Below are 14,940 nucleotides of genomic sequence, written 5' to 3' on the forward strand. Positions count from 1 at the left end.
TTGGTACTTTTTAATCTTTTAAAAAGTGCCGGGGTGTAAGGGGCAGCGCCCCTTAAATACTATTCGTTTATAGATTCAATAATCGCATCCGCCAAAACATCCATTTCAACGATGCTGTTTTCGTTGAGTTCGGAAACGAGAGATACTTGTTCGTTTAAAACAGTCATAAGTTTCATTTCATCCAGGAATTCCTTCATAAGTTCTCCGGACTTAGGTGCCCAAGAACCGTTTTCCACTAAGGCTACTGTACGGTTTTGAACGTTTAGTGCCTTCATATCCATCAAATAATTGTGCATAGGCGGATATATCCCAAGGTTATACGTAACCGAAGCAAGCACTATATGACTTAGTTTGAATGTTTCGCTTATCAAATATGAAATATGAGTCTTTGAAACATCGAACATGGAAATATTGCTCATTCCTCTTTCCACCAGCTTTGAAGCCAGTACGTTTGCCGCATTCTCGGTGTTACCGTACATAGACGCATATACTATCAAAACTCCCTTTTCTTCGGGTTCATAACTGCTCCATTTATCATATTTATCTAAGAGATATCCAAAATCGTTTCTCCAAACGGGACCGTGAAGCGGACAAATCATTTTGATGTCTATGGTTCCCGCTTTTTTTAATAGTGCCTGAACATGAGGTCCGTACTTACCTACGATATTTGTATAATATCTCCTTGCATCGTCTATCCAGTCTCTGTCGAAGTTTACTTCATCGTTAAAGAGCCTTCCGTCCAAAGCTCCGAAGGAACCGAAAGCATCTGCCGAAAATAATACTCCGTTAGTAAGGTCAAAGGTTACCATGGCTTCGGGCCAGTGGACCATAGGAGCCATGACGAAAGTCACTTCGTGTTTACCGAATTTCCTTGTATCTCCTTCTTTTACTTCGTCCACATGACCGTCAACGGTAAAGTGGAACTGTCTCATCATCAAAAATGCCTTTTCCGTACTGATTATTTTTACGTTTGGATATCTTATTAATATCTCTTCTATACTTCCGCCGTGATCCGGCTCCATATGATTTACGACCAAATAATCAAGGTCTCTTCCGTCAAGCACATATTCAACATTTTCTAAAAATTGTCTTGCTACAGACCAGTCGACCGTATCGAACAAAACCGTCTTTTCATCCAGTAATAAGTATGAGTTATATGAAACACCGCGGGGAATCGGATGAACATTTTCAAACAATTCAAGCCTTCTGTCGCTGGCGCCTACCCAGTATAGATCCTCTGTTACTTTTCTTACGTTATACATTTATTAACCTCCTTATGCCTCTATAAATTCATTCTTGCTTTCTCCGCAGTCCGGACAAATCCAGTCTTCCGGAAGTGCTTCAAAGAGTGTTCCCGGAGAAACTCCCGCACTTTCATCTCCCACAGCAGGGTCGTATTCATACCCGCAGCCGCTGCAGACAAAAGTCTTCCAAGGCGGAGCTTCCTTCTTAGGTGTAGCTTTTCTCATCTTGACCATAGGAGGAGCAGGTTCCTTTTCCTTACCGTTATCCAAAGCCTTTGTAAGTACAGGAAGTACTTCCATCAAATCTCCGACGATACCGTAGTCCGCATTTTTGAATATAGGTGCATTCTTATTTTTATTTATGGCAACTATCGTAGTTGCACCGGTTATACCTTTAAGATGCTGTCCCGCACCGGAAATACCGCATGCGATATATAAGTTCCCATTGAACTTCTGACCTGACATACCCACGTATCTGTTTAGAGGAACGTATTTAAGGGTCTCAGCCACAGGTCTTGAAGAACCTATCGCCGCTCCTGCCTGGACCGCCAAGTCTTCGATAAGCTTCATATTCTTTTTATCCCCTATCCCTTTGCCTACGCTTACTACTCTTTCGGCTTCGGGGATTGGTGTATCTATATCTATTCCAACGGTAAAATCGTATCCGTCGTTTTCAAGTGCGTTTACAAGGTCCTCTACCTTTTTATTGATATCGCCCTCTTCAAATATCTTTTTCTTCCTTGCTCCCGTTATAGCTCCCTTTGCTTTCGCAGAAACTTTTTCTTTCTTAGGAGCCTTACCAACTATATGAGAAGCTATTACAACTCTTTGTATCTCATTTGTGCCTTCGTATATCGTACAAATCTTTGCGTCACGATAAGCTCTTTCCACGTCCATACCTTTAAGATAACCGCTTCCGCCGAAGATTTGAAGTGCGTCGTTCACGACTTCGAGGCAAATATCCGATGAATACATCTTAGCCATTGCGGATTCCATACCGTAAGGCTCATGGTGTTCTTTTAACTCTGCCGCAGAATAATTTAAAAATCTGGCACATCTTAGCTTTGTTGCCATATCCGCAAGCTTAAATCCAATGACTTGATTATGTGCGATTGCTGTACCGAACTGTTCTCTCTCTTTTGCGTATTCCACCGCATTTTCATATGCCCCCTGAGCTATACCCAGTGCCTGAGAAGCGATACCGATACGTCCGCCGTCCAAAGTCGCCATAGCTATCTTAAAGCCTTCGCCTTCTTTACCGAGCAGGTTTTCTTTAGGGACTTTAACGTCATTGAATATAAGCTCTGCCGTAGCAGAAGATCGAATACCCATCTTATCGTAGTGGTCTCCGAATTCAAAACCTTCCCAACCCTTTTCAACGATAAATGCACTAATCCCTCTCGTACCTATACCGGGTGTGGTTACCGCGAAAACTACATAAGTATCTGCTTTATCCGCATTGGTTATAAATATCTTTCCGCCGTTTAAAAGGTAATAATCCCCCTTCAATTCAGCAGTGGTTTCGGTACCGCCTGCGTCACTTCCCGCATTCGGCTCTGTAAGCCCGAATGCACCAAGCTTTTCACCTTTTGCAAGAGGAACTAAATATTTCTTCTTTTGCTCTTCGGTTCCGAATGCGAATATAGGATAAGAGCCAAGGGATACGTGAGCTGAAAGTATAACTCCGACGCCTCCGTCTACTCTCGATAATTCTTCTACCGCGATAGCATAGGAAATTATATCTAGCCCCGCACCGCCGTACTTCTTCGGATATGGTATACCCATAAATCCAAGGCTTGCCATTTTCTTTACTATTTCATCGGGAAATTGGTTGTTTTGGTCAAGCATAAAAGCAATGGGCTTTACTTCACTCTCCGCAAAATCCCTGATTTTTTGACGAAACTCCTCGTGTTCTTTCGTAGCTGTAAATAACATAATCATTTCTCCTTTCTAAATTGAAATTGATCATTTACTCTTGATTTATTATTATTGTAAACCTTTTTTACAAATATATTTGTGACATTTGCAACATTTATGATATAATATAAAAAAACTTTATATGCTTGGAGGATATTATGAACAAGTACTTTATAGATGACGGGATATCAGATGATTCAATAAATCAAATGTTAGTATGTTTTGATCCGAAAATAAAAAATTATAAACATAACGATACCATCCTTCGCTACTCCGATGATAAAATCGCAGTAGGTCTTATATTGAGCGGGAATGCATCGCTTCATGCACTTGATATCGACGGCAATGATATGCTTCTTGAAACATATTCCTATAAAGATATGTTCGGACAGATATTCTATCTTCCTCTGGATAATTATGAATACATAATAACCGCCGAAGATGACTGCGAAGTCATGTTCATAGATTACGATCACATAATAACCCCATGCGAAAAAGTATGTCCTCACCACACAAAGTTAATAAGCAATCTCTTTATGATGGCAGCAGAAAGAGCTCAGTCGCTCTCTCTTCACTTAAATATAATAAGACAGCCGACTATCCAAAAAAAACTCATAGCATATTTAAAATATGTAAGAAGTGTGTCGGGAGTAAACCCTTTTACCATACCTATGTCACTTTCTTCCCTTGCCCAGTATCTATGCATTGACAGAAGTGCTATGACCAGAGAAATAAAATCCATGAACGATAAAGGTATAATAAGATCCAGCAAGCGTAAGTTTCTTTTATTAAATACAGATAAATAGTATCCCCAACTTAACAGTAAATTATGTCAAATCCTCATTTTTATTCAAATATTTTTATAAGGGGCTCTGCCCCTAAAACCTCTTGTAGGGCTCTGCCCTACCACCCGCCAGTATTTTTCCTAAGCAAAAAATACTGGGCAAAATGCTTCCACTCATTCGCCGTGGTGGCTCTTAACGCGGTTCGATTTTCTACAAAATGCTAACCGCATTTTGTGAAAGAACCGCTACCCCATCCCCTATAAATATAAGTTTTATCTTTAATTAAAGTTAATAACTCTTTTAGGTGATTTGAGGGTGATTAACATTAGTAAGTTTAATATCCCTTTTAGAGAAGAGCTTAGGCAAAAAAGTTATCACATTCATGTTAGTTTATCATATTCAACTTACCTTAGAGATTTGTTAACTTTTCAGAAAGTTAAAACATTTCATTTGATGAGATAGAAATAGTCACTAAACTAAATTCCTTTTTATATTTATAGACGGGGTAGCGGTTGTTTGGAGAAATTGTGGGTAACAATTTCCCAAAATTCGACCGCGTTTCTAGCCACCGCGGCTTGAGCGGAAGACTTTTTCCCCATTTTTGTGGCTTCGGACAAAAATGGGTCGCCCTTTAGGGCGAAATCAAAAAAGACTTCATATAATATGAAGTCTTTTTATTAATGATATTTCTTCATCATCTCTTCGTAATTTTCATAGAAGACAGGACAGTCTACATCGTTTTCCTTCCCGCACTCATAAACGACTCTGCAAACATAGAATAAGTCCTTTATGTCTATATCGAGACTTAAGATCCTTCTCATGAATTCATTGTTTTTAAGAGAATTTCTTATTACCATACCCGCTATCATCGGCGGCGTATTATAGTTTGAAAGTATGTCCTTATAATACCTTAAATCCACGCCTCTTGAACGTATGATGGAACATATCTGCCTGATAGAAGCAAAGGAATTGGATATTGCCCCGGAAGAATTTACGACGCTGAAGAAAGCGTTTTTAGTATCCCTCAAATCAAAATATCTTCCCGCTGTGGTTATAAAACCCGCACTTACTCCCATATATACCCATATCCACTGAAGCATATCGTAAGGAGATTCTATTTCTATATCACAGTCGTTAAATAACTTTACGATATCATTATAATTTTTTATATTCGATTTTTCTTTTCTCTCAAGCATTATTGACTTAAACAAGACAAAATCGAAAGTATTTTCATTTATCTTCCCCGCAGTCAGAGGATAAGCAAATATATATTCATACCCCGAAGTGATTTGTTCCAGTTCTTTTCTCGTATACCAGAGTGCATTGAAAAGTACCAAAGTACCTTTTATATTATTATCTCTTATAGTTTTTACCGCATCCTCTACCATATCCGGCGATACTGAAATAAAGATAAAATCATATGAAGTATCTTCGGCTAAAGCCACTTCATAAAAATCTTTTTTATTTTCGCCTTTTTCTCGATATCTTCCGTCCAGGAAACTGATATCCAGCCTTTTTTGAACGCTGTCTCTCTTATTTTCTCTTATAAAATGATAAACTTCGTGTCCCGCTTTTTTAAAGGTAAAACCGTAGGCAGTTCCCACTGCCCCCAAACCTAAAATCAATATTTTCATTTAATACCCCTTAATTTAACTTACAATAATAAGGTGTATGCTTTTTTGATTTAAATAAGAACCTATGCTAATAACTTCTTTCAACTTTTACAACTTTACCGAATATCTGAAGCTGCTCCATATCTTTGCCGACAAAAACTCTTGTATCATACATCGGGTTAAAGGAAATGAGGGATATCGAATTATCCGTCTTTTGAACTTTCTTAATTACGCCTTCTTCTCCGCCTATTATGACAACAGCCAAATCTCCGCTGTCTATATCCGGCTGAAGCCTGACAAGCGCCAAATCCCCTTCCAGTATCTGAGGAGCCATGCTGTCCCCTCTTACTTTTAAATATTTATATTCGTCCTTATTATTTATATTGATAGCCTGAGATATCCCAAGGAATTCATATGTGGCTATCCCGTCTCTTCCCGCAACAACAGTTCCTATTATCTCTACATTCACAACATTATTTATATCCCCGAAGGGTGCATTCAATAAATAGTCGATAGATACATTAAATAAAGCAGAAATCTTTTGAAGAGTATCTACGGAAGGGATTATCCCCGCACTCTCGTATTTGGCTATGGAAGATTTATCCAAATCCAAAGCATTTGCAAGATCAACCTGAGTCATACCATGCTCTTTTCTAAGAGACCTCAATTTTTCACCGAACATTTTTTAATTCTCCGTTTCAAAAATATTTTATAACCATATATGTATACCTATATTATAGTGAATTATATTCAGAATGTAAAGATAAACTTGTTCTATATTGAATAATATTCATATTTATCTTGACATGAATTACCAATTATATTAAAATATGAATATAATTCATATCAAACAAAATAAAATCTGAAAATAAAGAAGAAAAAAGGAGATTAAACATGAAATCAACAAACTATAAAAAAACAGAAAAATTACTTAAAGAAATGGTTATTTATGAAAAGATCCTGGAAATAAGAGAAGAAGAAAATACAAGAAAGCTCATGGATAATATAAATAAAGCCATGGAATGCCTTACTGATTTGGAAAAGAAGATCATAACCGATTTTTATATAAATAATCTTACAATGTATGAAATCTCACTTGAGATCCAGCTTACGAGAGAATATACATCAAAGGTAAAAACAGCCGCAATCAGAAAAATGGAACATGTACTTTTCGGCAAAGACGCAGCGTAACAAACGGATAAATCAACCTTTTACCTCAGTATATAATATTTTAAACTTTTACACATAACCTAATAATATTACCTTTAAATAATTTACATTTTTTTGAATTATCATCAAAAAAAAGAGACATAGAGTCTCTTTTTTGTATATTACTTAAAACTAATATATAATAAAAATTTTACAAATCAAACTTGATTACAATTATTATTGTCTAATAGATAATGAAGTATTGTTATATCCACATAAAAAACATAATTCCTCTATTTATAAAATAAAACATACACACATAAATTAATTATTAGCAAATCCTGATTTTCTTCTTTTCAAGTCCCCATGAACCGTGGTTTTAAGTCTGAACCATAAAAAGGCAGATCAGGTTTATACTTTCTTTCGCGTCAAATAAATACCGGCAATTGACCCTATAAAAATAAACGGTGCCGATCTGACAAAAAGCCATTCAAGTGCATGAAATATTGTTCCGACAACGGCAGTTTCAGGGTCATTATAATCCCAGCTTAAGTAAGGACTGTTTAATGCTATCAATACCGCAGAAATCGTTATCATGACCGCACACAATGAAATAAACAGCCAATGAAGCATTTTTCTTCTCGCTGTCTTCCTCCGTGCCAACTGTAAGTTTATGACTTCCAGTTTTTCCGAGATCGCTTTTAAATCATGAACTTTAGACTCCGTAACACTTTCCCCAAGCAAAGTACTTACGGACGTTTCAAGCACCTTAGATATAGAAATCAACATATCAGAATCGGGGACCGACAATCCTTGCTCCCACTTAGAGACAGTTTGCCTCACAACATTAAGCTTAATAGCAATTTCTTCTTGCGTAAGTCCTTTTGATTTTCTAAGTGCTTTTATGTTTTCGTTTAACATTAGGGCTAATTTCCTTTCTTTCATTTGTCAACACTATTGTATGAGGTACTCACCGTTGCTTCAAGCAACTCATATTAACATTCAAGATTTATGGTCGTGAAAGTTTGTCAATGAAGCGTAGAAGAAGGGCTAAATCCGGTAAATTTATTCTATATTTTATATTTATCCAACAAAATATATATTGGAATTTTCCCAATAAATCCACTATTTCCCCCAAAAAAAGTCTGCACCTTTGGGAGTAATGATTATCTTACACCTTTAAAAATATCACACTACATCGACATGCTCACTGTAATATCCTTTTTTCTGTGGATTTGTATTATCGGGGATATCACCGTTCATTATATCTTCATAATGCTTTACTTTATTTTCAAGATATATAAGCCTGTCCTTTGCTTCTTCAAGCTGCCTCTCTGCTATTTCTTTCTGTTTCAATATGATATCAAATCTTTCCTCTACGGTACTGTCGCCTTCAAGACATAAATCGATATACTTCTTTATATCTTCAATAGACATCCCGCAATCCTTAAGACATTTTATCCCTATAAACCAATTTATAGACTCTTCATCGAATAAACGTACATTATTTTTATTTCTTTTAACACTGGGTATCAAGTCTTTATCGGTATAATAGCGAATAGTATGCTCGCTCAAATTCAATTTTTTGCTGACATCTTTTACCGTGTACATGATTTTTTCTCCTTTTTTATAAAAACTCTTGACTTAGAGTTACTCTAAGGTAGTAAAGTCATTATATCACTTATTTTACAAAATGTAAATCGAGTGAAAAGTTTTATTAATAAGGAGAAGAAAAATGGAATATGTAAAACTAAATAATGGTTTAAAAATGCCTATACTGGGATACGGAGTATATCAAATCCCCGACTTAAAAGAATGTGAAAGATGTGTAATAGACGCTATAGACGTTGGATACAGACTGATAGATACGGCACAGGCATACTTTAACGAAGAAGCGGTCGGAAATGCAGTGGAGAAATCCGGAGTAAAAAGAGAAGACTTATTTATAACTTCTAAAATATGGATAACGAATGCGGGCTACGAAAAAGCAAAGGCTTCAATAGAAGAATCTCTAAATAAATTAAAGAGTGACTATATAGATTTAATGCTGATACATCAGCCCTTTGGGGATTACTACGGCACTTACAGGGCTATGGAAGAAGCTTACAAAGAAGGCAAATTAAAGTCGATAGGCGTAAGCAATTTTTACCCTGACAGACTGGTGGATTTAATCAAATTCAATGAAATAACACCTATGATAAATCAAGTCGAAACTCATCCTTTCAATCAGCAGAATGAAGCTCATGAAATAATGAAAAAGTATGGTGTTCAAATAGAAGCATGGGGACCATTCGCAGAAGGGAAAAACGACATGTTTTTAAATGAAGTATTAAAGGAGATAGGAAATAAATACAACAAGTCGAATGCTCAAATAGCACTAAGATTTTTAATACAAAAAGGAATTGTCGTCATTCCTAAATCCACACACAAAGAAAGAATGAATGAAAACTTTGATGTATTTGACTTCAATCTATCAAGTGAAGATATGGATATTATAGCTACTCTTGACCAAAAAGAAAGTCTGTTCTTAAATCACTATGACCCCGAAACCGTAGAATATTTGGCAAGTGTACACTAAAAAAGGGATATCTATCCCTTTTTTGATTTTTTTGAAGATTATTATTTAAAAACTATTAAAGTTTTGTGACCTTTGCCGGTTCTTTATTTGTTGTCCTAAAATATTTAACGTTAGGATAACCGATCACCAAAGCAGTTACGGCTTTATCTTTCCTTTTGAGTCCGAGTTCTTTTTTAAGTTTCCTGCTGTGATTTACAGCCGATGCAAAAAATCCGCTGAACAGAACTCCAAGCCCGTAAGCCTCTGCCATAAAAGCCATATTTTCCGCCGCCAAAGAACCGTTGACTTTATCTTCGGATACTATAACGATTACCGTAGGCGCCTTTTTGAAGAAGAAATCTTCATTTATTTCAACCCTTGAAACTTCCTTTGAAAATGGTTTGATAAACTTAGCAAGCCTTCTGAATAAAGTTACCGCTATTTTTTCAATCTTTTTTTTATCCTTTTCAATCACTATAAAAGAAACGTTCTGAGCATTTTTACCCGTAGGTGCAAATCTTCCCGCTTCGATAATATCCTCAATGACCTCTTTCGCGATTTCTTTATTTTTAAAACTACGAATACTTCTTCTGGTCTTTATTGCTCTCATAAGTTCTTTGGGATCCAGTCTTCCCGCTTCATCATACTCTTTTGTCTCTTCATCAAAATCTGTAAGACTTATTGCCTTCTTGGGACAAATCGCTTCACAATGCCCGCAGTACAAACATTCCATTGTAATGACTTTCGCTTTATTATCCTCTACTTTTATATTCGCAGTCGGACAGTCTCTTTTACATGCTCCGCATCCGATACATTTATTTACATCGACCTCAATCGTATGTTTCATCAGTTACCTCCGTTTATATTTTTAATCAGACTTTTAGGTATTATAACAAAACATTTTTAATTTTTATTATCCGTAAAGAATATCTTTCCCATTAAAAATATCATTATTTATAATAAGATTTAAATATATATTATTTCCCTTAAATTTATTGGTATGATAATCAATAATTAAAAATAAAATTTTATAATTTAAAGTAACTTTTAATCATTTAATATGGTAAATATTAATATTTCATTTTTATTGATAAAAAACGAACTATGTTATTTACTATAAGTTTGAAAAATAATTCTTAAAATTTACTATCAAAAATCGACTGCAATTTTCTCAAGCACTTGATTTTTTTTATTTCTAACATAACAATAAAATTTCAATTTTATTAGGTGATAGAAAATTTGATAAGGTTAAATTAAAGCTTTTTATAAAATAATTTTATAGTTACCCTAAAAATATATTTCTATTGACAAACGGCAGTATTTAAATTTATAAATCCCTTCGGTTTACCACTAAATAAAAAGTTTTATTTTCGTAACCGTTAATAAATAATAATAATTTTATTCTTATATATCTGAACAAAAAACTTTAATTTTATATACTTTTGTCAAAAATAACATCTCTATTATATAATCAGATTATGATTTTCATTATACCTTAGTAAATTTAATCTCATTAGTTTCAAAAATCATCACTTTATATCAATATAAATTAACTGTTAACTTATTTAAAAGTTACTGTTTTTTATTCCTATATCCTTTTAAAAATTAATTGGCACCATTTCTTGATTTTCTATATAGCAAATTAATGTAGAAAAATTCATGTATTCTTTTACACATACACGTCTTTATAAAAATTTATCCGGTCACAGAACAGAGATAAACAACGGAACAGAGCGAATATTACTCAAAGAATATGTCTACTCATTAATAACAGAAAATACTCTCTTGGAAAGAAGACCTATGATTAAACTCATTAATGCACCTATGAATATAACAAAATAACTGTCAGTCATAAAGTTTTGGAATAAAAATCCATATATAAGCTGTCCCAAAGGCTGTGAACACATAGAAAGGCACATAACAAGCGAGATCAATTTTCCTATTAAATGATTGGGCGTTACAATCTGTAAAAAGGTCATCGCTTTTATGGTAAATATGGTAGCAAAAGCCATTATTAAGAAAACAGAAACAATGATTATAACATATACAAATACATCGGATAATCCAAACATCATCGAAAGGGCTATGGGAACAAGTAAAATTGCAGCCCATGATAAAAGTACATGACATTTTTCCATTTCAAAGTCCTTAAATTTGGTTGCAGTCAAAATACCTCCCATTAAACCTCCCAGTGCAGTTATCCCCTGTGCTATACCGTAAAGCTGAGATGATACGGTTTCGGAAAAATTAAGAGACTGGGTGATTATTACCGGAAGTCCTACTATTATAAGGGAACTTAAAAATAAATTGAAAGCACATACAATAACAATCACTTTACCGATAATAGGTTTATCGTTCTTTATAAATCCCGCACTTTCTCTTAAATCCTTTTTTACTATATTGAAAATACCATCCGTATCTACTCTCTTTTCAAAAGGTATCTTGATAAATATTTCCATTACAGCCGAGAATAAAAAGCATATTATACTTATTATAAGTATCGGTTTAAGTCCGAAAAAACCATAAAGAGCACCTCCCGCAACCGGACCGATAAGGTTTGAAAGAGAGTTGATTTGATTTATTATCGCATTTGCACCGACAAGATTTTCATCCGTCATAAGTGCGGGTATGCTCGCCTGCACGGAAGGCTGGTAAGCTCCCGCAATACCGTAAAGTAGCATTAAAGTCACTATAAATAAGACTACTATATTTACACTGCTGAACAGGAATGTAAATAATAACATAAGAAAACCGGTGGCAAAATCCAGTATTACCATCACGTTCCTTTTATTTACCCTGTCCGCAACTATACCTCCTATTGGAGAAAGCACTATCATCGGAATAAAAGCACATGCGGACACCATAGCAAATAATGAAGGTGAACCCGTTTTATTAAGCAAATAAAGCGGAAGTGCAAACCTTAAAATAGCATTCCCGAATAGCGATATAATCTGCCCTATCACTATTAAAGTAAAATCTTTTGAAAATAATTTTTGTTGTTTCATTTGTCATCCTTTCATAAGTCATTTTCATTTTAATACCAACCGTCGGTATGTAAATCTTTAAAAATAAACTGCCCTTAGGCAGTAATATTTAACTAAGTATATTTCTGAACCCATCGAGTTTGTTCATCATATCTTCGTTTACGATATCCATTCCCATACTTTCTAACAATCCTTTTAAAAATAATACCTTGTCGTTAAATTCATCTTTATCATAATTGATAATCGCAGGATCCATCCAAATATTAAGAAGAAGTATCAAGACTTCCGCCATTGCTTTCGGATTTTCTCCCTTAATTGATCCGTCCGCTATCCCCTCTTCTATTATGGGCTTTAGTATGTTTGGTGCTACATCATTTAGAGAAGTATATAAATGCTGAGCAAGAAATTTAGGATTTTGCAAGATATCCGGAGAAGCTGCAATAAATGGCAGCTGTACAGAGCTGGTAATAGAAACCAAAATCAAAGTCCTTATCTTTTCAAGACCTGTAAGATTACTGTCTTCGATAGTCTCCATAGCTTCCTTTTCGCTTAATTTATACACTCTATCACTCACAGCCTCAAATATTTCTTCCTTTGAAGCAAAATGATGATATATGGCTCCCTTGCTAAGATCCCCCAGCTCATCGAGTATATCTTGAATAGACGTACCTTCATATCCTTTTGTGGAAAAAAGTTTATAAGCCGCATCGATTATTCTGTTGACCGTAACTTCGGGGTGTTTATTCCTTGACATTATTTATGTATAACCTCCATACATACCGTTGGTATGTTTACATGATATACTTATTATCTTTTTTTGTCAATGGTTAATTTTTGATTTCGCCCTAAAGGGCGACCATATTTTTTCCGAAGCCAAAAAATATGGAAAAAAGTCTTCCACTGCGTGGTGCTAAGAGCTTCGCTAAAAGGGATATTAAACTTACGTTATACATTCAACCGCAAATTACCTAAAAGATTTGTTAACTTTTATTTAAGATAATACTTTCAATGCAAGGGGTTTGGATAGCGGTCGTTTCAAAAATCTCGGGCAGAGATTAAATAAAGAAACTAGCAAATATTGCTAAAGCAAATCCGCTCGTGCCTGTTAATGTGCCAAGGCACATCTGAATTTTATTAAAATCCAGCTCATTTTTCAAATGGGTAAGCAATCAAAATCTCCGCTGGAGCCGCAGAGGCTTATAGCGACTGTTTCACAAAATGCTGCCTGCATTTTGTGAAACAGTCGCTAATCCTAACCCAATAAATAAAAGTTTTATCTTAAATTAAAGTTAATAAATCTTTTAGGTAATATGTGGGTGAATGACTTAAGAAGTTTAATATCCCTTTTAGCGAAGCTCTTAGCACCACGCAGTGGAAGAATTTTTACCCCTTTTTTGTTTCTTTGGACAAAAAAGGGCAGGGTTCTTAAGGGACAGAGTCCCTTATAAAAGGGGTTTTAGGGGCAGCGCCCCTGATTGTTGTTTCTTTAATAAAGAAATAAAAAAAGAACCGCATATAGCGGTCCTTAAAAAGAATATATGGATTATTCCCAAGGTTTCAAAACTACTTTAATAGCTTCACCTGTTTTAACTAAATCGATACCTTTTTTGATGTCTCTTAGAGGAATAACGTGTGTAACGAATTGGCTTGCATCAATTTGACCTGATGTGATAAGTTCAACAGCTTTAGCAAATACTTCAGGAGCATAAGCATATCCGCCGTAAAGAACTAATTCTTGATAATGAATCAAGTTAGAGTCAAATGCTACGTGACAGTTGTCTTTTGGAAGTCCTCCGAAAAGGATAACTTTTCCTCTTGGTTTAAGAAGATGTGTTGCTTCTACCTGAACTGAACCTACAGGACAAGCTGTGATAACTACGTCAGCACCAACGCCTTCTGTTTCCTGCATAACGAAGTCATGTAAATCACCGTATTGTGGGTTTACGAAATCGTCTGTAGTTGTAAATCTTGTTGCCATATCAAGTCTTGATTCACTTGGTTCTGAAATGATAACCTTTTTAGCTCCTCTTGCTTTTGCAACTGCACTATGTAAGTTTCCTAATGGACCTGCTCCGATTACTACTACAACATCGCCTTCTTTTACGTTAGCGAATTCTTGTGTAGAGTATACACTTGAAAGTGTTTCAGCAAGCGGTATTAAATCTAAGTTAAATCCTTCCGGTGCTCTTACGATACCGTCATCTGTACAGCATTCCTCAGGAAGTGCAACATATTGAGCATATCCTCCCGGCATTTCTGTACCGAGTACTTTTTTATTGCTGCAGTGGTTTTTTAAATCATGTTTACAGAAATAACATTCTCCGCAAAGTTTGATAAGTGGGTTTAAAACTACTTTTTCGCCTACAGGATAATTAGGGTTGCTGCTTTCCACAACTTCACCGGCAACTTCATGACCTAGGATATGTGGCGGTGTAACATCTTTATGGCCTGAAGAGAATGTTCTTATATCAGAACCGCAAAGCCCTACTGCATCTACTTTTATTAACACACCTTTTTCAGGACATTTAGGTGTTTCTACTTCTTCTAAACTAAAATCATTTGGTCCTCTAAATACGACTGCTTCCATTTATTATTTCTCCTTAAAATTAATTTTTTTTATTTTTTCGATGAATTGATTATATCACAAAGTCAAGCAGAATAAAATATAAAAAATGAAACTTTTGTAATTTG

Annotated in this window: 13 protein-coding genes; 3 read left to right on the forward strand and 10 right to left on the reverse strand. The window is 35.2% G+C overall.

The window, feature by feature from the left end; translation table 11 throughout:
- Positions 1-59: 59 nt before the first annotated feature.
- Both Q0516_RS01995 and Q0516_RS02000 read right to left on the reverse strand, forming a co-directional pair.
- On the reverse strand, positions 60-1,262 hold the full coding sequence (locus Q0516_RS01995) for an FprA family A-type flavoprotein (RefSeq protein ID WP_294468350.1): 1,203 nt from the start codon (positions 1,260-1,262) through the stop codon (positions 60-62).
- A 12-nt stretch (positions 1,263-1,274) separates the two neighbouring features.
- On the reverse strand, positions 1,275-3,179 hold the full coding sequence (locus tag Q0516_RS02000) for an acyl-CoA dehydrogenase family protein (protein WP_294468352.1): 1,905 nt from the start codon (positions 3,177-3,179) through the stop codon (positions 1,275-1,277).
- A gap of 140 nt (positions 3,180-3,319) precedes the next feature.
- Between Q0516_RS02000 and Q0516_RS02005 the strand changes: the two genes are divergently transcribed.
- Complete coding sequence (locus tag Q0516_RS02005) at positions 3,320-3,967, forward strand: Crp/Fnr family transcriptional regulator (protein ID WP_294468354.1); 648 nt, start codon at positions 3,320-3,322, stop codon at positions 3,965-3,967.
- Positions 3,968-4,623: 656 nt separating this feature from the next.
- Here the strand turns inward: Q0516_RS02005 and Q0516_RS02010 are convergent.
- Positions 4,624-5,580, reverse strand: a complete 957-nt coding sequence (locus tag Q0516_RS02010; protein ID WP_294468356.1) for a ketopantoate reductase family protein — start codon at positions 5,578-5,580, stop codon at positions 4,624-4,626.
- Between the two features lie 67 nt (positions 5,581-5,647).
- Positions 5,648-6,241, reverse strand: coding sequence for a S24 family peptidase (locus Q0516_RS02015; RefSeq protein WP_294468358.1), 594 nt, complete (start codon positions 6,239-6,241; stop codon positions 5,648-5,650).
- 212 nt (positions 6,242-6,453) lie between these two features.
- Here Q0516_RS02015 and Q0516_RS02020 point away from each other — a divergent pair, with 212 nt between their 5' ends.
- The gene (locus tag Q0516_RS02020) at positions 6,454-6,750 is read left to right on the forward strand and encodes a sigma factor-like helix-turn-helix DNA-binding protein (protein WP_294468360.1); all 297 of its coding nucleotides are present in this window, start codon (positions 6,454-6,456) and stop codon (positions 6,748-6,750) included.
- A 369-nt stretch (positions 6,751-7,119) separates the two neighbouring features.
- Here Q0516_RS02020 and Q0516_RS02025 read toward each other — a convergent pair whose 3' ends face one another.
- A complete protein-coding gene (locus tag Q0516_RS02025; RefSeq protein ID WP_294468363.1) occupies positions 7,120-7,629 on the reverse strand; it encodes a helix-turn-helix transcriptional regulator in 510 nt (169 codons plus the stop codon).
- Positions 7,630-7,896: 267 nt separating this feature from the next.
- Positions 7,897-8,319, reverse strand: a complete 423-nt coding sequence (locus Q0516_RS02030; RefSeq protein ID WP_294468365.1) for a MerR family transcriptional regulator — start codon at positions 8,317-8,319, stop codon at positions 7,897-7,899.
- A gap of 124 nt (positions 8,320-8,443) precedes the next feature.
- Here Q0516_RS02030 and Q0516_RS02035 point away from each other — a divergent pair, with 124 nt between their 5' ends.
- Entirely contained in the window at positions 8,444-9,286 is an 843-nt protein-coding gene (locus Q0516_RS02035) for an aldo/keto reductase (protein WP_294468367.1), read from the forward strand.
- A gap of 55 nt (positions 9,287-9,341) precedes the next feature.
- Here the strand turns inward: Q0516_RS02035 and Q0516_RS02040 are convergent, their stop codons facing one another.
- The 4 genes from Q0516_RS02040 to Q0516_RS02055 form a co-directional block, all read right to left on the reverse strand.
- Entirely contained in the window at positions 9,342-10,112 is a 771-nt protein-coding gene (locus tag Q0516_RS02040; RefSeq protein WP_294468369.1) for a nitroreductase family protein, read from the reverse strand.
- Positions 10,113-11,022: 910 nt separating this feature from the next.
- The gene (locus Q0516_RS02045; RefSeq protein ID WP_294468371.1) at positions 11,023-12,270 is read right to left on the reverse strand and encodes an MFS transporter; all 1,248 of its coding nucleotides are present in this window, start codon (positions 12,268-12,270) and stop codon (positions 11,023-11,025) included.
- Between the two features lie 88 nt (positions 12,271-12,358).
- On the reverse strand, positions 12,359-13,003 hold the full coding sequence (locus Q0516_RS02050; RefSeq protein ID WP_294468373.1) for a TetR/AcrR family transcriptional regulator: 645 nt from the start codon (positions 13,001-13,003) through the stop codon (positions 12,359-12,361).
- A gap of 789 nt (positions 13,004-13,792) precedes the next feature.
- Positions 13,793-14,836 (reverse strand): alcohol dehydrogenase catalytic domain-containing protein, encoded by a 1,044-nt coding sequence (locus Q0516_RS02055; RefSeq protein WP_294468375.1) that lies wholly within the window; start codon positions 14,834-14,836, stop codon positions 13,793-13,795.
- Positions 14,837-14,940: the final 104 nt, after the last annotated feature.

Origin of the sequence: uncultured Anaerofustis sp., assembly GCF_938029165.1 — a bacterium.
Lineage (GTDB): Bacteria > Bacillota > Clostridia > Eubacteriales > Anaerofustaceae > Anaerofustis.